At 41.7% G+C, this 16,516-nt stretch carries 17 protein-coding genes; 12 read left to right on the top strand and 5 right to left on the bottom strand.

What is annotated here, in order from left to right; translation table 11 throughout:
* Positions 1-72: 72 nt before the first annotated feature.
* Positions 73-408 (bottom strand): hypothetical protein, encoded by a 336-nt coding sequence (locus BMW86_RS01770; protein ID WP_089778386.1) that lies wholly within the window; start codon positions 406-408, stop codon positions 73-75.
* A 103-nt stretch (positions 409-511) separates the two neighbouring features.
* Between BMW86_RS01770 and BMW86_RS01765 the strand changes: the two genes are divergently transcribed.
* The 6 genes from BMW86_RS01765 to BMW86_RS01740 all read left to right on the top strand — a co-directional run bounded on the left by BMW86_RS01765 (position 512) and on the right by BMW86_RS01740 (position 5,528).
* On the top strand, positions 512-1,063 hold the full coding sequence (locus BMW86_RS01765) for an RNA polymerase sigma factor (protein WP_089778384.1): 552 nt from the start codon (positions 512-514) through the stop codon (positions 1,061-1,063).
* Complete coding sequence (locus tag BMW86_RS01760) at positions 1,060-1,470, top strand: hypothetical protein (protein ID WP_089778382.1); 411 nt, start codon at positions 1,060-1,062, stop codon at positions 1,468-1,470. Before BMW86_RS01765 ends, BMW86_RS01760 begins: the two co-directional genes overlap by 4 nt.
* Positions 1,471-1,610: 140 nt before the next feature.
* Positions 1,611-1,991, top strand: coding sequence for a DoxX family membrane protein (locus BMW86_RS01755; protein WP_089778380.1), 381 nt, complete (start codon positions 1,611-1,613; stop codon positions 1,989-1,991).
* A 20-nt stretch (positions 1,992-2,011) separates the two neighbouring features.
* The gene (locus BMW86_RS01750; protein WP_089778379.1) at positions 2,012-2,329 is read left to right on the top strand and encodes an ArsR/SmtB family transcription factor; all 318 of its coding nucleotides are present in this window, start codon (positions 2,012-2,014) and stop codon (positions 2,327-2,329) included.
* Entirely contained in the window at positions 2,329-2,832 is a 504-nt protein-coding gene (locus BMW86_RS01745; RefSeq protein WP_089778376.1) for an SRPBCC family protein, read from the top strand. Before BMW86_RS01750 ends, BMW86_RS01745 begins: the two co-directional genes overlap by 1 nt.
* A gap of 287 nt (positions 2,833-3,119) precedes the next feature.
* Positions 3,120-5,528, top strand: a complete 2,409-nt coding sequence (locus tag BMW86_RS01740; RefSeq protein WP_177189124.1) for an ABC transporter permease — start codon at positions 3,120-3,122, stop codon at positions 5,526-5,528.
* Between the two features lie 161 nt (positions 5,529-5,689).
* Here BMW86_RS01740 and BMW86_RS01735 read toward each other — a convergent pair whose 3' ends face one another.
* The 3 genes from BMW86_RS01735 to BMW86_RS01725 all read right to left on the bottom strand — a co-directional run bounded on the left by BMW86_RS01735 (position 5,690) and on the right by BMW86_RS01725 (position 11,980).
* Positions 5,690-7,285 (bottom strand): RNA-binding domain-containing protein, encoded by a 1,596-nt coding sequence (locus tag BMW86_RS01735; RefSeq protein ID WP_218149091.1) that lies wholly within the window; start codon positions 7,283-7,285, stop codon positions 5,690-5,692.
* 78 nt (positions 7,286-7,363) lie between these two features.
* Complete coding sequence (locus tag BMW86_RS01730; protein WP_089778372.1) at positions 7,364-8,668, bottom strand: AAA family ATPase; 1,305 nt, start codon at positions 8,666-8,668, stop codon at positions 7,364-7,366.
* A 210-nt stretch (positions 8,669-8,878) separates the two neighbouring features.
* A complete protein-coding gene (locus BMW86_RS01725) occupies positions 8,879-11,980 on the bottom strand; it encodes a DNA/RNA non-specific endonuclease (RefSeq protein WP_089778370.1) in 3,102 nt (1,033 codons plus the stop codon).
* A gap of 174 nt (positions 11,981-12,154) precedes the next feature.
* Between BMW86_RS01725 and BMW86_RS01720 the strand changes: the two genes are divergently transcribed.
* Positions 12,155-12,379 carry a DUF2798 domain-containing protein gene (locus tag BMW86_RS01720; RefSeq protein WP_089778369.1) on the top strand — a complete coding sequence of 75 codons (225 nt, stop codon included), beginning with the start codon at positions 12,155-12,157 and terminating at the stop codon, positions 12,377-12,379.
* An 11-nt stretch (positions 12,380-12,390) separates the two neighbouring features.
* The gene (locus BMW86_RS01715; protein ID WP_089778366.1) at positions 12,391-12,954 is read left to right on the top strand and encodes a Crp/Fnr family transcriptional regulator; all 564 of its coding nucleotides are present in this window, start codon (positions 12,391-12,393) and stop codon (positions 12,952-12,954) included.
* Between the two features lie 7 nt (positions 12,955-12,961).
* On the opposite strand, the gene dcd is transcribed toward BMW86_RS01715, so the two are convergent.
* Positions 12,962-13,498, bottom strand: coding sequence for a dCTP deaminase (gene dcd, locus BMW86_RS01710; protein WP_089778364.1), 537 nt, complete (start codon positions 13,496-13,498; stop codon positions 12,962-12,964).
* Between the two features lie 70 nt (positions 13,499-13,568).
* Here dcd and BMW86_RS01705 point away from each other — a divergent pair, with 70 nt between their 5' ends.
* From BMW86_RS01705 to BMW86_RS01690, 4 genes are read left to right on the top strand one after another with little or no spacing between them, the layout of a single operon-like run.
* Positions 13,569-14,183, top strand: coding sequence for a 4'-phosphopantetheinyl transferase family protein (locus tag BMW86_RS01705; protein WP_089778362.1), 615 nt, complete (start codon positions 13,569-13,571; stop codon positions 14,181-14,183).
* Positions 14,184-14,210: 27 nt separating this feature from the next.
* A complete protein-coding gene (locus BMW86_RS01700) occupies positions 14,211-14,720 on the top strand; it encodes a shikimate kinase (protein ID WP_089778360.1) in 510 nt (169 codons plus the stop codon).
* Positions 14,713-15,102: a DUF423 domain-containing protein gene (locus BMW86_RS01695; protein ID WP_089778359.1), complete on the top strand. Its 390-nt coding sequence runs from the start codon at positions 14,713-14,715 to the stop codon at positions 15,100-15,102. The genes BMW86_RS01700 and BMW86_RS01695 overlap by 8 nt, the downstream gene beginning before the upstream one ends.
* Before the next feature lie 4 nt (positions 15,103-15,106).
* Positions 15,107-16,450 carry an alpha/beta hydrolase family protein gene (locus BMW86_RS01690; RefSeq protein WP_089778358.1) on the top strand — a complete coding sequence of 448 codons (1,344 nt, stop codon included), beginning with the start codon at positions 15,107-15,109 and terminating at the stop codon, positions 16,448-16,450.
* The last annotated feature ends 66 nt before the right edge of the window (positions 16,451-16,516 follow it).

Raw genomic sequence — 16,516 nt, 5'->3', positions numbered from 1 at the left:
AATTTGAGACATAGGTATCCTGATAAGAGCGGGATGCACTTTTAAATCGGGAATCAAAGAATTGCCAGGAGTTTAGCCTTTTCTTTTTTGTATCATTAAGTAATAGGTGATAAATCCAAGGGCTATAAAGACCATTTCAACACCATAAGGTAAGGGCGAGTTTTCAGCGCTGTAAGGAATGTATTCCATTGCTACCAGACCTATACCAGCAAAGAACAGTATGATACCCCATTTTAAGGATTCGGAACCTAAGCTTGTAAGTTGCGATAAGAACTTAAGGGCGGTTTCATCTAAAGGACCAGCATCCAGTATTCTTTTCTTTAACCGGTAGTTGAATAGGGAAATGATTACAACGGCAATGATGCCGAAAAACAAGATGGTGATTATAAAAGGAAGTAATTGTTTCATAACAAGCTATTTTATGTAGTAGTCAGCACAAGGGACAAAAAGGTTGCAATTATTTATTTTTTTATTTTGCAACCTTTCATCAAAACGAATTGACTAATGTAATATGTTAGATGAAAAGGAGATTGTATCCAGGATAATTAAGGGAGATTTCCGCGCTTTTGAGCTTTTGGTAAAAGAGTATGAAAAGCTGGTATTCTTTGTAATTAACCGTCTTGTAAGCGACATACAGGACAAAGAGGACATATGCCAGGAAGTTTTCATTAAAGTACATAAAAGTCTGTCTACATTCAAATTTGAGTCAAAACTGGCCACCTGGATTGCCCGTATTGCCTATCTGACTGCCATCAACTATACCAAAAAGTACAAGCGACAAACTGCTTATCCTGAGGGTATGGACGATTTCCACTTTAATGATGAGACGCCTGAGCATCTTTTAGATAAAAAGAATATGGCGGAGTACGTTAATCTGCTGATAGGGCAAATGCCCCTGCCATATAGAACGGCCTTAACGATGTACCATTTAAACGACTTTTCCTGCAAAGAGATAGAACAGATTACAGGTACGCCGGAAGGGACGGTCAAGAGTAATCTTTTCAGGGCAAGGAAATTACTGAAGGAAAAAATTGAAAAGGACCTTAAAAAAGAGCAATTATGAACGATAACGAGATACAATCCTTACTGGATGGAGAGCTGATACCTGATTCCTTATCAGACAACGAGAAGCGAACGCTTGAACAGTACCAGCTGCTGATTGCAAAACTGGAGGAGGAGCCGCATGAGGGGTTATCCTATAGTTTTGCTTCGAAGGTGAAAGCCCGTTTGCAGGCGCAGATCAACCGTAAAAAGGATATCCGGTTCTATAGTGCGGCGTTTATCTTTCTTATTCTCGGCTTTGCCACTTTTTACGGGTTGCTGCTGTTTGTGAATGCAAATGCAGGTAATGAATTTGTCGGGATCTTATCTAAATTCAAATGGATCATCGTTTTAGGTGCTGTCTTATTTGTAGGTATACTTTACCTGGATCAGAAATTAGTGAAGGAGAGGATTTTGAATCAGCGCTAAACTTCCCCGATTGGATAACCTGAATCCGCTTTTTTCCGATCCAATTTTGATTCCCTGAAATTTTTTCAGAAAAATATTTGCGAAACCGATCAGTTGCGTGTATATTGCAACCGATCGGTTTCTTATTTAAATAAATAATTATGAAAAGTAAAATTCTTTTTGTTTTATGCCTTCTGACTGGCCTGATGTTTATTAATGCAGGTTTGGATAAATTCTTTCACTATATGCCAGTACCTAAAGATATGCCTGAGAAAATGGTGAAAGTTGGTATGGCATTTATGGAAATAGGCTGGCTCATGCCATTGGTTGGTATCATAGAAATTCTTGGTGGTTTGTTATTGTTCTCCAGCAGAACGAGGGCGCTTGGTGCTATTGTTATTTTACCTGTTTTAACGGGCATTCTACTTACCTGTATCAGTATGGCCCCATCAGCTTTGCCCATCGCACTTACATTGACCGCAATTATTCTTTGGGTAATTATTGATAATAGGGAAAAGTACCTGCCGATGGTGAGGAAATAACAAATCAAAATGGCACTTCAATGAGAAGAGATATTTTTCAAGCCATTGCAGACCCGACACGAAGGGCTATCATAGCTTTAATTGCAATACAGGCAATGACACCTAATGCTATTGCCGAGCATTTTGATACGACACGGCAGGCAATTTCAAAACATCTGAGAATATTAACTGAATGCGAACTGGTAAAACAGGAACAGCAGGGCCGGGAAATATATTATCAACTTGAAATTGACAAAATGAAAGAAATAGACAAATGGATGGAACAATTCAGGAAGATCTGGGAAAGTCGCTTTCAACAACTCGATCAACTTTTATCAACTATCAAAAAGAATAAATAATGAAACACAGTTTGCAGTTCGACTTCATTGCAGATAAGGAAAAAAATACATTGACAATCAGACGTGAGTTTTTAGCTAACCGGCAACTGGTTTGGGATTGTTATACCAAAAGTGAATTGCTTGACCAATGGTTTGCGCCTGCTCCGTTAGCTACAAAGACGAAATCAATGGAATTTCGCGAAGGAGGTCACTGGCATTATGCAATGGTAGAACCCAATGGTACAGAATACTGGGGTTATACAGAGTATCTGAAAATTAAACCCATTGACTACTACACATCGTTAGATGCTTTCAGTAATGCAGAAGGTGAAATAAATAAAGACCTGCCCCGTGCAGAATGGGTTGTAACTTTTACCGATAAGGATGAAAACGCTTTGGTAGAATTCATCGTTACCTATAAATCTCTTTCAGATTTGGAACAGGTTATCCAGATGGGCATGGAACAAGGGATGATAGCAACCCTGGAAAAACTGGATAAGCTGTTACTTATCATAAAAAAGTAAAAAATATTCGCAACAAAACCAGGATTACTGCCTCCGCAGATTAAAATGGGAATAGTCAGGTATGATTATTCCCATTTTTAATTGGATACGACAACAATCCTTCCAGTTGTCCCAATGTTACAATGCGTTACAGGCATCAGTAAATTATCAGTATTATTTATTTTTATTTTGCAACCGTTTATTAAAAGCGATTGACTAATGTAATATGTTAGATGAACAAGAAATTGTATACGGGAGAGGATCTTGTACAGGTAACATATAGTCATCTTAATCTAAAAATAAATAGTATGTTCAGAAACAACCTAAAAACAGCGTGGCGACGTTTTCTGAGAGACCGGCAATTTACTATCCTTAATTTGATAGGGCTCTCAACCGGCCTGGCTGCTGTCTTATTGATTTGTTTGTGGGTGAGTGATGAGATAAGTGTTAATAAATTTCATAAAAAAGACCGGCAGCTCTATCAGGTGATAAGTAACCTTAAAACTCCGCAGGGTATTATGACCATGGATATAACGCCGGTTCCTCTGGCGGAATCACTAGTGAAAGAAATGCCTGAAGTGGAATCCGCGGTATCCGTTAATGATTTTTTCAACTGGCAAAGCAAAGATGGTATCCTGTCATCCGGGAACACTCATATACAGGCGCAGGGTTGGAATGCCGGTAAAGATTTTTTTAATGTGTTTTCCTATGACCTTATCCAGGGAAATAAAGGCCAGGTGCTGGCAGATGAAAACAATATTGTGATATCGGCGACGCTGGCAAAAAAATTGTTTAATACTACAGACAACGTTATTGGTAAAACCCTGGAATGGAAATACCCGTTCTTTGATGGAATATTCCGGGTTTCGGGTATTTTCAAAGACCCACCTGCAAACTCCACGGGCCATTTTGATTTCGTGCTCAACATTGGGGTGTTACTGAAAAATGACCAGTCGGCACAGAACTGGACGAACTCTCTCGCTCAAACGTATTTGATTTTAAGAAAGGGAACAGATGTTGACCAGTTTAATAAAAAGATCGCTGGTTACTTAAAAACAAAGAACCCCGGATTAGATATTTTTTCATTGTTTATTCAGCAATACTCTGCAAAATATCTCAACGGCAAATATGAAAATGGGGTACCGGCAGGTGGCAGGATCGCATATGTAAGACTGTTTTCCATTATTGGCCTTTTCATATTGCTTATTGCCTGCATTAATTTTATGAATCTGTCTACTGCACAGGCTTCCGGAAAAATGAAGGAAGTAGGAGTAAAAAAAGCGATAGGCGTAAGCCGTAAATCGTTAATTGCCCAATTCCTTGCAGAATCCATTCTCATGGCTTTCTTATCATTAGCCATTGCGTTTGTTTTCATTGTTTTGTGCCTGCCTCAATTCAATGCGATTACCGGCAAACATATTGGACTGGTCAATGTTGCCGGTTTTATATTGCCTGCGGTAGCCATTACCTTATTCACCGGAATTGTTTCGGGTTGCTATCCTGCATTTTATCTTTCAGGTTTTAACGCGGTGACCGTGTTAAAGGGGAAGCTCCGAACTTCTTTTGGGGAGCTATGGGTACGCAAGGGGTTGGTGGTAGTTCAATTTGCCGTATCTGTCATTTTCATTATAGGATTTTTAATCCTCAATGAACAAATTAAATACTCTCAAACAAAGAACCTTGGATATAATAAAGACAATATCCTGTGTTTCCAATGGAAAGGAGAATTGTATAACCAGTGGAATGGATTAGGAGAAGGAAAGTCAAATGGCAGGTTCGAAGCCTTCATGGCGGGATTAAAAAATGTAACAGGCGTTATAAGCGCAACAAATACGTACGGTAATATCCTGGACCAGATCCCTGCCACGTCTGGTGTTTCCTGGAGAGGGCAGGCAACGGACCAGAGTTACGTCTTTCAATCGCCCGTGGTAGGTTATGACTTTCTTGCAACCCTTGATATAAAACTTAAAGAAGGCCGGTCCTGTTCAAAAATATATAATGACGACTATTCAAAAATTATATTAAATGAGGCCGCCGTTAAAATGATGGACCTTAAAAATCCGGTAGGTAAAAACATAGACCTCAATGGTGGAAGTCAGATTGTCGGCGTGGTGAAAGACTTTCATTATGGATCACTCCATAATACAATAGAACCCCTCATTTTAAGGTTTGACCCCAATGGGCCAAATATCGTGGTGAGAATAAAAGCCGGAATGGAAAGAAATACCATAGAACGACTTAAAAGATACTACAGTGAATTTCTTCCCGGCTATACGTTTGACTTTACATTCATGGATGATGATTACCAGGCATTGTATGCTTCAGAGATGCGTGTAGCTGCTTTATCCCGCTATTTTGCTGTCCTGGCTATTCTTATATCCTGTCTGGGCCTGTTTGGCCTTGCCACCTTTACTGCACAGAAAAGACAGAAGGAAATCAGTATCCGCAAGGTCTTAGGGGCAACTGTCAGTGATGTATCGATTATGCTGTCAGGGGACTTTTTAAAGCTCGTGTTTTTTGCTGTCGTTATCGCCCTGCCTGTGGCATGGTGGGCTATGCACAAATGGCTTGAAGGTTTTTCTGATAGGGTGACCATCAACTGGTGGCTTTTTATCATTCCTGGTATGATGGCGTTATTGCTTGCTTTGATTACAGTGAGTTTCCAGTCAATAAAGGCAGCAATCGCCAACCCGGTGAAAAGTTTAAGTGCTGAATAAATTTGGGTTCATTTGTAAGCAGAAGGGGTTATTGCAATTAAGCATAGAATTGGCACAAAGATATTCGGTCACCTACTCACATAAAATCAAAATTCGTTTATTAACTTTCCCCCTAAAATGACAAGTGTTACTGACGGCAAATAGATTTTATTACAAGAATTTCAGGTAGTGGGAGCCGTATTGCTGGTTTGATATTTTTGATATTTACTAGAAAGTTTATCAGGTTCGGTAAGAGTGATATAACCAGCTTGTATTAGTGGTAAAATATGCAGGCGGTAATTTTTAGGCTGGTTCGAAATACCAAGGTGATCGAATATATCCACCCGGCTTTGAGGAATCTTACAAAAGTTTAATATTTCCTTTTGTTTGGGGGATAACAAAATGACATCTCTATTACCATCTCTATTACCATCTCTATTACCATCTCTATTACTTACCACTTCCTTTGGGGCATCATCTGCAAGAATAACATCGTTTTTAAGAGCAGGATGACAGAATATTTCTACTTCGAAAAAGGTACGTTCAGCATCTGTGCGAAAGGATGGTTCAGGAGAACCATTACGTTCCAAAACACGTTTAATAGTGGGAATACCTGTGGCACGGCCTTCCGTTAAATCGAGTTCTTTTAAAAAATCCCCTAAACGGCGATTGCGGTAACGACGTGGCCTTATCCTGCCACTAATAAAATCTTCCTGACGGATAGAGCGATCCGGGCCACCATAATTAAGCAGCACGATGGATTCTGGTGAAATCCGGATTTCAACCTGTTCCCTCAATTGATAATCACGATGAAATAATGCATTCGCCACGGCTTCTTCCAATGCAGCATAGGGGTAATTCCAAATACGTATTGCTTCTGCCTTATCAGCTTGCTTAATGACTTTCTCTTTTAAAAAATTTGTTTTTAATAGGTCCAGTGTCTTTCTGATTAAAGTAGGTACTGGGCCTGTGATACGTGGGTATTCAACAAATTCCGATTCTCCTTCACCCTTTGGGAAATACACGACATCGACCCAGGTGGCTGGAAAGAATTTTTCCGGATGTTCATTAAACATCATCAATGCCACATTCCGGGGAAAACGGTGTTCCGGGGGGCCATCCACAAGGAGCATCTGTTCTAATATTTCCGTTTTGGTATATTGATCGGAAGTTTCCATCAATTTACTGCCTATCAGGCGCAAATGATCCTGAACAAGTACCATTGAAATATCATCTATGCTGGCATATTGATTAGAGCGGTCATCAAAGGGGATTTGGTTGGCAAGACTAATCAGTTCTTGCTGAGTTTCCATATCTGCAATAACAGAACTAGCATACCTGCGAACATAATAGGAATATCTTTTTTGTTTGGTCGTAATTTGTTCAGGCACTTCATAAGGGCGGTTAGAACCACCAGGTACCCAAATAACTAAAATTTGCCGGCCATCCACGGTTTCAATAAAGAGTTTAGGATGGTAAACTGGGTTAATCAGGTTATTATAGCCGATCATCTCTTTTTGAATAGAGGCAATCTTGGAGGCACTTAAACCCATAATGGGTCGCTTGGCAATCCCGTTTTCTTCTTCCACGCCAATTAGGATATAGCCACCACCTACATTTTCAAAATCATTCGCAAAAGCGCAAATTGAACGGTATATGGCATCCGGATTCCATCCCTCTTTAAATTCGAGTCGTTCCGATTCAACAGAACGGGCGTTTAATAGATCTTCAATGTTTATGTGTAATGGCATATTGTAAAAATAAGCAGGAAATGTCATAGTATTGAAACTTCCATTTGCAGTGACCTGGCATAAAGATATTCGGTCACCCCCTCACATAAAATCAGAATTCGTTTATTAACTTTTGCCCTGTTCATCTGATTGCATCTCTATTAAGAAATCCACATCATTAATAATGGGCGTAGCCCCAAGCCTACCGGTTGCATACCATTTATCCAACGGTGTTCCGAGACGTAAACCGGTTATATCAGAACACCTGAATAAGTTAGTTGCACCAAATTCATTTTTTTCAGTGAACCATATCTGATCCCGGCGAAAATTGTCATTAGAAAGTTGTGTTACATCATGTGTAGCAAATATCAATTGTGCATTTCGTTTATTAAGTAAAGGATTGTTGAACAGTTGTATAAGGAATTGGGTAATTATCGGGTGAAGACTTTTTTCAAACTCATCAACAATAAGAACGCTTCCTGTTTCCAGTGCCTCAATGATAATACCACCAATTACAAAAAGGCTTTTAGTGCCAGACGATTCCTCCCGTACATCAAACACAACATCTTCGACACGAGTGACGCCCTCATATACTGTATGTCTGGTCGTAATATTGTACTTATAATCTTCCTGAAACCTCTTTTTAACTTCTTCTGACAGACTAGTAGTGAATTTAAATTCACTCCAATCAACCTCCTCTGCAGATACTGAAGTAATTCCTGTATCCACAGCACAGATTAAGGCATTAAATCTCTTCGAAAAAACAGATTCTTTGTCCTCCGCCAGGCGCCTTGCGTATAACCTGGCATAACTTGATTCATGATAATCCTCGATGAAAGGATAAACCATCATCTTTTGAGTTATAAACCGGTATGGTTCCATCAAAGCCTCTACGTTATTCTCTGCTGCTTTAGATAAAAAAAGCTGATTAGGTAATAATAGCTTTTCAAGTGTTTTCTTTGCTCCTTTATAGTAGTCCCCAAATTTCATTTCCTTTTCGGGAGATCTCGAATAAAGCAATGTTCTGGTGTTATTAGGATAATAGTACAGTTCTTCTGTTTCTATTCGCTCGTGGCTGAAGCTTATTGAATAGTCAAACTGGGTCTCATTTGAGATAAAACTAATCTCGAAAACCACAGGACTTAAAGCAAAGCTTTTTTCCAATCTATGTGGCTCATAGAGCTCCAGGGCCTGATCCGGCCTATACCCTGATGAACGATCTACTAAAAGCGCCAGAACTTTGATAGCCCTTAGAAAAACACTTTTCCCTGAGGCGTTTGGCCCATAAACCGCGGATGATCGCAGTAAATGTCTCTTATTAGAAATATCAAAGTAATTAGAGTTAAGTCCTTTTAATCCGGTCTTCAACATATTCAGTTCCACGCGCTCGCGTATCGACCTGAAATTAGTTACAGCAAATGAAAGTAACATCGATCTGATCTTTTCTTATTTCAAAGGTAGGAGTTTTTATAATAAATCCGAAAAAATGTAATTATTTGCTTATTTTATGCAAAATAATATATTTAAACAGATTTAAATCCTGTCCATAGATTAGATTACACCTATAAAATGAAAAGTGCTATCTGATTTGTAAGGATTTAATTTTAAGAGGAAAAGATTGGGGAGATGTTGCTTTGTTTTTTATCTTTTTAAATTGTTCCATTCTTTCTCCCATTGAGTGGCTACGGCCTCCAGAGCGGGCCAATTTTTTAACAGGACAAAGATTTCTGATATAGTAGCGTAATCAGTATCGTTCGGGAATGCTCTAAATCTAGCCATGGGATCATTCAGTCGGAAAAGCGCATGCTGAAGGTCGGGGTAATTCCTATAAGTCTCGTTGAACAAGTTGCAGGCAGCTTGCCAGATGCTATTTGCTACTGCCCTTCTTTGCTCTTGTGGATCAATAACTGGTGGCTGTTGCGGATTAAAATTAATATTAAAACTGAATGGCGGTGGATATTGTCGTGAACCACCATATGCCTCTGGTGGCTGGAAAGAGAAGCTCGTTGACGCTATAGGTAGGTGCTGTAGCTCTGGTGGTAAATCAGCATAACCGCCAGATTCTGATGGATATTGTTGCTGTTCGCTTATATTACCGGAAGGCTCTTTTCTCGCTCTTTTATGGTACTCAAACCTGGAAGGTGTTACATTTTGAGGATGGGAAGATGATTGTTGCGGTCCCTGAAATACCGGGCGCTCACGTTTGGTGCCATGACTGCTACCATGAGCTCTGTGCTGGTTCTGAGGTAGACGATAAGGTTCGGGTTCCCGTTCCTGGAATCTCGGTTGCTCACGCCTGCGATCATCACTGCTACCGTGAGGTCTGTGCTGGTTCTGAGATGGACGATAAGGTTGGGGTTCCCATTCCCGGAATCTCGGTTGCTCACGCCTGCGATCATCACTGCTACCGTGAGGTCTGTGCTGATTCTGAGATGGACGGTAAGATTGGGATTCCCGTTCCCGGAATCTCGGTTGCTCACGCCTCTCTTCATCACTGCTATCGCGAGGTATGCGCAGGTCCCGAGATGGACGGTAAGATTGGGATTCCCGTTCCCGGAATCTCGGTTGCTCACGCCTGCGATCATTACTGCTACCGCGAGGTATGTACCCGGAAGTGGACTGAGGTGGATGATAAGATGGCAATTGTTGTTGCTGCGAACTAGTTAGCAACTGTGCTTTCAATTTTGCTATTTCCAGTTCAGATGCGCGTAACTGTTCCTGTTGTTCCGCATTGGTCTCTTCCAAAGAGTTGATCCGTTGGGCATCATTAATTTGTCTCTCATTCAACACAATATGTTGTTCTTCCAGTTGCCGGTTTTTTTCCTGCAGGTCTTCCTGTTCTTTTTTCCGTTGTTCAATCTCTTCATCCGCAGCTAATAATTTTTTGGCGAGCATTTTATCATGCTCTAGTTCAAATTTATGCAATTGCTTTTCCACCACATCTTCTATAGGATGGCGGGTTTGGTCAATAAGATTGATCAGCTGTTCCAACGCAGGATGTATGGGTGCACCGGGGGTGTGATCGAATGACTTCTTTATATTTTTTATGGCACTAATGGCATCTCCCTTCGCCGTATTTACGGCCAGGCTAATAATACCTGTGTGTAATGCTTTCAATGTACTATATGCCGCTACCTGGGATATATCCTGATTAAAAATAGCATCCATATCAGTTTCAGACTGTATGGCGCCTTCCAGTTCGTCGTAAGCAGCTTCCATTTTTTCATCCTCCTTATCGCTTAATACATCCACATTAATCTTATAATGGCTTATGGCATTGTAAAGCGCACCCAATTCCACCTTCTGCTGGCCTACTTCTTTTTCCTGCTCTGCTACCTTGTCCTTCATCTTCTGGTATTCCGGCAACAGGGTTTGAGCGGCAATAAGATAAGACCTTGTTTTGATGGTAGTATTTAATATTACATGTGTCAGTTCCTTGGTGGTCTTAGCCACATTACCTGCAGCAATGGGGGTGACAGTTTTATGGCCCACCGCGGTATTGGTTGCTGCTTTTGTGATAGCGGTAGGATCTGTAAAGGTGAGCTTCAGATTATTATTCTTCAACCGGTTCCCGTCTTCGTCCAATTCACCCCAGTTACAGTCAAAGGAGGTGGTATAATTGCCATCGTCCCAAACAGATGGATCGTAATTCTTCTTTTTTGTATTATCAAGCGGTTTTCTTTCTGTTTTTACTTCGTAAAAGATCCATTTAAGGTCTTTATTCACCATCTTCTTTACCTCTGCTTCCACATGTTGTTTATGATTGGCATTGGCTTCAGAGGTAATGGGGGCCAGGTTACGTACATCTGTTCCGGGGCCGCCCAGCTGTTCGTTTAACAGGTGGCCTGCAACATAATCAGATTGCTTCCTGGACAGCGCTTCCATTCTTACCCTGGCTTTATTCCATTCCGAAGTTTTACCTCCGCCGGGAGTAGATCCCAGGGGATGGTCCGGGCCAAGCGGATCGGCAATCATATGGGTACCTTCATTTTTTACGGCGGGGTCCCAACGGATATAAGAGCGCAGTTTTTTGGCGGTACCTTCTATTTTTCCGCCCAGTCCAAAAGCAGCGGCATGACTACCCGGCTTTCCCTTATAGTTACCAGGTACACGTATACGTACTCCTTTCTCAATGCTCTCCTTATCTGTTTTTTTTGCTTCATCAGCCACTTCTGGCTGTTGATCTGTTTGTTTAATGTTTAGCACCTGTGTATAAAACCCACCAAGGAAATCCTCTTCGGAAGCAGCGCTTTTGGTCAGGCTAAGCTCATCTACATTGGCAAGGCCCTCAGGCCGGTCATAACGTACCGCCCCAATCAACTTATAGCTTTCCGCAGGCTTGATATGTTGCTTAAATGTTTTTACGTCAGCATAATTGGCAGGTATTTCACCGGTGTTAAGGGCGTAGCCCAGGAAACTGGCCAACGCATCCTGTTGCTCACTAACTTTGCCTGAGAATACATGCGTAAGATGATCAGCCCCCATCTTATCAATAATAGGTATAATAGTACTGGCATCAGGCTGCCCCAGAGATTTTGCAATTTCATCTATTGTAGCAGATAGCTCTTCACGATTGAAAAAAATGTCATCTTTGCTGCCAGCATATGTATTGATAGCCTGCCCTTTAAGTGATAACTTAAGTTGTACTGCGGGCATAGAAACCCCGTTTCCTATAGGGCTGATTGTATTAGCGACAGCCTTTGATGTAGTAGAGGGCGTATTTTCTACCCGGTTATTTTTCATACAATGGGTAAAGGGTTATTTGAAGATATAAAGGAATTTATCGCGCTAAACAAAAATATCCTTTTTTTGCACAAAAGCAATCCTGCTTTACCTGTTTTTCTATCCCGGAAATATTGACATACATCAAAAAATCCCATAAAATCCAGCCCACTTTTGCATTATAAAATTAACATAATGAAAAAGAAACATTACAAGTACGTCAACACTTTATTCGTAGTAATTCCCATGACACTGATTATGGCTTTTGTAGGACTCATGCGCAACTATGGCTTCGGACAGGACTGGTTCATCAAATTCCTGAAAGCATGGAGCGTGATGCTTCCCGTAGCATATGCCGCCGCATTTATCATCATCCCTAATGCAAGAAAATTGTCGGAACGAATCCTGACTAAAGATTAATTTTGCAGCAGATGTATGAACAGCTGACTAAATACATACAGGATAACATCCCGGCCACTGAAAAAGAGCTGGAATTGATTCTTTCTTATTTCAAACCACTGACAATAAAGAAAAATGAGTTATTAGGCGGACAGCGTATGTTTTTCGTGGTAAAAGGTTGCCTGCGTATTTTCTTCATACAGGAAGACGGACAAGATATCACCAGGTACCTGGCTTTTGAGAACAACTTTGCAACGGCATTAGTCAGTTTCATCAGCCAGGAGCCTTCCCTGGAATTTATCCAGACACTGGAGAATACAGAATTACTTTACATCTCCCGCCGCGACTTCCACCACCTGCTGGATACCATCCCTCTCTGGGATAAATTCTACCGACACTATCTGGAACATGCTTACGTTACCAACACAAACCGCCTCATGAGCTTTATTACTATGGATGCTATAGAACGATACCGTATCCTGCTGAAAGAAAATCCTATTATCGTACAAAGGCTTCCCAATAAAATAGTAGCGTCTTATCTTAACATCTCCCAGGAAACCCTCAGCAGGATAAAGTCAAAAAAAAGGCCGTCTTAAAGACAGCCTAAAATTTGTTTTTCCACATCATACTTTCCACCGGCTTCACCGTCCTCCCATTATACTTTGCATTCCCTTTCTGATTATACATCGTCTCCACTTCCCCTTCCACCACAAAATAAATCAGCTGTCCGATAGGCATTCCTGCATATATTCTCACGGGTTGGGCACAGGAAATCTCCAGTGTCCAGGTATTACAGAAGCCAACGTCTCCTTTACCCGCTGTAGCATGGATATCAATTCCAAGACGGCCGGTGCTGGATTTCCCTTCCAGGAAAGGTACATGTGCATGGGTTTCGGTGTATTCCTCAGTTACGCCAAGATAAAGTGTGCCCGGATGGAGAACATAACCCTCTGCCGGGATCTCAAAATGTTCAATCTCATTGTGTTCACGCGCATCTAAAATCCTGTCTTTATAGGTAGCCAGGTATTTTCCAAGATGTACATCGTAAGAATTGGTACCGAGGTACTTCCGGTCATAAGGAGCGATAACAATCGTTCCCTTCTCAATTTCCTCTAATATCCGTTTGTCTGACAGGATCATATTAGTCGTTAATAGTTATTACGCATCAGCATTGGGTAGTCTCCTGCTTTTTGCTTTAATTTGGCAAGATATGCCATTAATACGTACCATACAAATGAATCCCGGCAGCCGGTTGGGAGTGTGGAAGATAACCGAAGAGGAAGATTTTTTTGCGGGGAAGGTCAATATTTCCACCGCTATCCATCATCCGCACAAACGCCTGCAGCATTTCGCAGGCCGGTATCTGCTCACGGAGCTATTCCCGGATTTCCCGATAGGGGATATCCGCATCATGGAAAGCCGTAAACCATACGTCCATGGGAACGACTACCATTTCTCCATTTCCCATTGCGGGGATTATGTGGCAGCGATCATAAGCAGGGAAGGGGCAGTAGGTATTGATATTGAAGAGATAAAGATTAAAATTGAGAAAGTCTCCCATAAATTCCTGTCCGTAAAAGAACAGGCGTTTATAGACCCCGGGAACGCATTGGCACACAAAACCATCTGCTGGAGCGCCAAAGAAGCCGTATTCAAATGGTATGGCCTGGGAAGTGTTGATTTTAAGGAGAATATGACAATAGAACCCTTTCCTTTTCAGCCCAAAGGCTTTCTTACCTGTAATTTTAACAAAGCAGATAAAAATGCCCGGTTATATTTGCAATATTTGCTGGACAACGAATTGTGTTTAACTTGGACAGCTTAATCATCATCCATTTTTAAATCAGATACTTTGAAAATCTTTCTACTTGGTTTCATGGGCGCCGGCAAGTCTTACTGGGGAAAACAACTGGCAGAACATCTCGAATTGCCTTTTTATGATCTCGATGACGTGATCGTAGAGGCAGAATCTATGTCTATCAGCGATATCTTTGCCAATAAAGGAGAAGACTATTTCCGTGCGAAAGAAGGTTTCTGGTTGAGAGAACTCTCAGAATCAGACAACTTTGTTATTTCCTGCGGCGGGGGAGTACCCTGTTTCCAGGATAACATGGATATCATGAATGCAAGAGGTACTACCATCTGGCTTAACCCCGAATTGCCGGTAATCGTAGAAAGACTCAAACGTAAAAAGTCTAAACGCCCCCTCATCCAGGACTTACCAGATGAGGAACTGCTTGCTTTCGTAGAAAAGAAACTGGCAGAAAGGGAATCATTTTACGGACAGGCACAGATAACAATAGCTGAATCAGATACCATTACGTTAGACACGTTCACTCAAAGACTCAATAACAATGCATAAAGGATTTCTAGTATGGGCTTCCGCTTTAGGCGGACTGGCAGTAACTCTTGGCGCTTTTGGTGCCCATAAGCTAAAAGAACTCGTGCCACCGGAAACGGTAAGCACCTTCCAGACAGGCGTCACTTACCAGTTCTACCATGTATTCGCCCTGCTTGCTATCGCTATATTATATGCGCAGTTCCCCGGTTCTTTGCTGCAATGGGCCGGCCGCTGCTTTATCATAGGTGTTATATTGTTCTCCGGCTCTTTGTATGCACTTACTTTGCTGAAAATGACCGGCAATGTTGGTTTAAGAGGAGTAGGGATTGTCACTCCCATCGGAGGACTGTTCTTCATCGCAGGTTGGGTCTGCCTGCTGCTGTCCGTATTAAAGAAAGGATAAGATTATGTTTAAATATATTGTCATGACCTGCCTGGGTATCGCCCTGGCCGGCACTTCATTTTCTCAGTCACTCCACGATGCAAGTGGCAACTGGTACGGGTTTTTCAGAACTCCCCAGGGTAATAAACAACGCCTGCAGGTAACCTTCAGTTACCAGGGCAATGTGCTCAAAGGGCAGATGAAAAGCCCTGATGTTACCCAGGACGTTATCAACATGGACGAAGCATATGCTACAGATGATAGCCTGAAGTTCTCTATCAAAAAGATAGGTCTTGTTTATACCGGTGGCTGGAATTCCAGGAACGGCCGGTATGAAGGTTATTTCGAACAACTCGGTAACCGGGCAGAACTCAACTTTTCACGCCGTGAAACAGAACCGACTGAACACTCCCAGGAGCCGAAACCTCCTTTTGCATACGATATTGAAGAGGTGAAATTCGTTAATACTAAAGATAAAGTGCTGCTCAGCGGTACTTTCACCAAACCTGGTATAAAAGGCACCTTTCCCGCTATCATCATGATCTCCGGAGAAGGACAGCAGGATAGGGACGGAGAACATCTGGGACACAAACCATTTGCGGTGATAGCGGATTATTTCGCTAAACATGGCATGGCCGTACTTCGTTTTGATGACCGCGGTATGGGTACCAGCACCGGTAACTACGACTCTTCTGATATCTACAACTTCGCAGAAGATGTACGCGCAGCTGTTAGCTTTTTACGCCAGCGTAAAGATGTAGACAGTAATGCTATTGGTATGCTGGGCTATAGCCTCGGTGGTGCCGTAGGACAGATAGTAGCTTCTACTGATAATAAAATCGCTTTCCTGATGACAATGGCCGCACCCGGAGTGGATGGCCGTACCGAAAAAGCAGGGGATAACAAAGCCTTCAAAGACTACCTGGATATTCTCGTCACCGAAAAAGATACTGTAATACGTAAAAAGAAAGCATTCGCCAGCCTTACCAATGTGTATAAACAAATGGCTGATACAAACAGGATACAGGACTGGATGCTCGAAACCAGCTATAAAGCAGATACCCGCCCGGAGGTTTTAAGCTCGCTGGCGTATGATCCGGCTATATATCTGGCAAAAATTAAATGCCCGGTACTGGCAATGAACGGGGAAAAAGATCTGGAAGTGAATGCCGCCCAAAACCTGAAGGGCATTGAAGCCGGTATGCTAAGAGGTGGAAATGAAACAGTTACATTGCGTACTTTCCCGGGTCTTAACCACCAGTTTCAACGCTGTAACTCTTGTACAATAGAAGAATATGGCACCCTGGACGAAACAATAAATCCTGCCGTATTAGAGTTTATGGTCAGGTGGATACAATTATTATATTAAAATACGTTTGTAGCAACACCAAAATAAATTCTTAATATGTCAGCCGGCAGCCTTAATTTTGGAGCG

It is taken from the genome of Chitinophaga sp. YR573 (genome assembly GCF_900110995.1).
Lineage (GTDB): Bacteria > Bacteroidota > Bacteroidia > Chitinophagales > Chitinophagaceae > Chitinophaga.
Note: the sequence above shows the minus strand (reverse complement) of the source record. Positions and strands in the feature narration are given on the sequence as shown.

Bases quoted from the DNA above. Each gene is read 5' to 3' on its own strand.
- BMW86_RS01755 (WP_089778380.1), top strand. From the start codon at position 1,611: ATGAAAAGTAAAATTCTTTTTGTTTTATGCCTTCTGACTGGCCTGATG.
- BMW86_RS01705 (WP_089778362.1), top strand. From the start codon at position 13,569: ATGCCATTAATACGTACCATACAAATGAATCCCGGCAGCCGGTTGGGA.
- BMW86_RS01725 (WP_089778370.1), bottom strand. From the start codon at position 11,980: ATGAAAAATAACCGGGTAGAAAATACGCCCTCTACTACATCAAAGGCT.
- BMW86_RS01770 (WP_089778386.1), bottom strand. From the start codon at position 408: ATGAAACAATTACTTCCTTTTATAATCACCATCTTGTTTTTCGGCATC.
- dcd (WP_089778364.1), bottom strand. From the start codon at position 13,498: ATGATCCTGTCAGACAAACGGATATTAGAGGAAATTGAGAAGGGAACG.
- BMW86_RS01745 (WP_089778376.1), top strand. From the start codon at position 2,329: ATGAAACACAGTTTGCAGTTCGACTTCATTGCAGATAAGGAAAAAAAT.
- BMW86_RS01720 (WP_089778369.1), top strand. From the start codon at position 12,155: ATGAAAAAGAAACATTACAAGTACGTCAACACTTTATTCGTAGTAATT.
- BMW86_RS01735 (WP_218149091.1), bottom strand. From the start codon at position 7,285: ATGACATTTCCTGCTTATTTTTACAATATGCCATTACACATAAACATT.
- BMW86_RS01730 (WP_089778372.1), bottom strand. From the start codon at position 8,668: ATGTTACTTTCATTTGCTGTAACTAATTTCAGGTCGATACGCGAGCGC.
- BMW86_RS01695 (WP_089778359.1), top strand. From the start codon at position 14,713: ATGCATAAAGGATTTCTAGTATGGGCTTCCGCTTTAGGCGGACTGGCA.
- BMW86_RS01760 (WP_089778382.1), top strand. From the start codon at position 1,060: ATGAACGATAACGAGATACAATCCTTACTGGATGGAGAGCTGATACCT.
- BMW86_RS01715 (WP_089778366.1), top strand. From the start codon at position 12,391: ATGTATGAACAGCTGACTAAATACATACAGGATAACATCCCGGCCACT.
- BMW86_RS01690 (WP_089778358.1), top strand. From the start codon at position 15,107: ATGTTTAAATATATTGTCATGACCTGCCTGGGTATCGCCCTGGCCGGC.
- BMW86_RS01750 (WP_089778379.1), top strand. From the start codon at position 2,012: ATGAGAAGAGATATTTTTCAAGCCATTGCAGACCCGACACGAAGGGCT.
- BMW86_RS01765 (WP_089778384.1), top strand. From the start codon at position 512: ATGTTAGATGAAAAGGAGATTGTATCCAGGATAATTAAGGGAGATTTC.
- BMW86_RS01740 (WP_177189124.1), top strand. From the start codon at position 3,120: ATGTTCAGAAACAACCTAAAAACAGCGTGGCGACGTTTTCTGAGAGAC.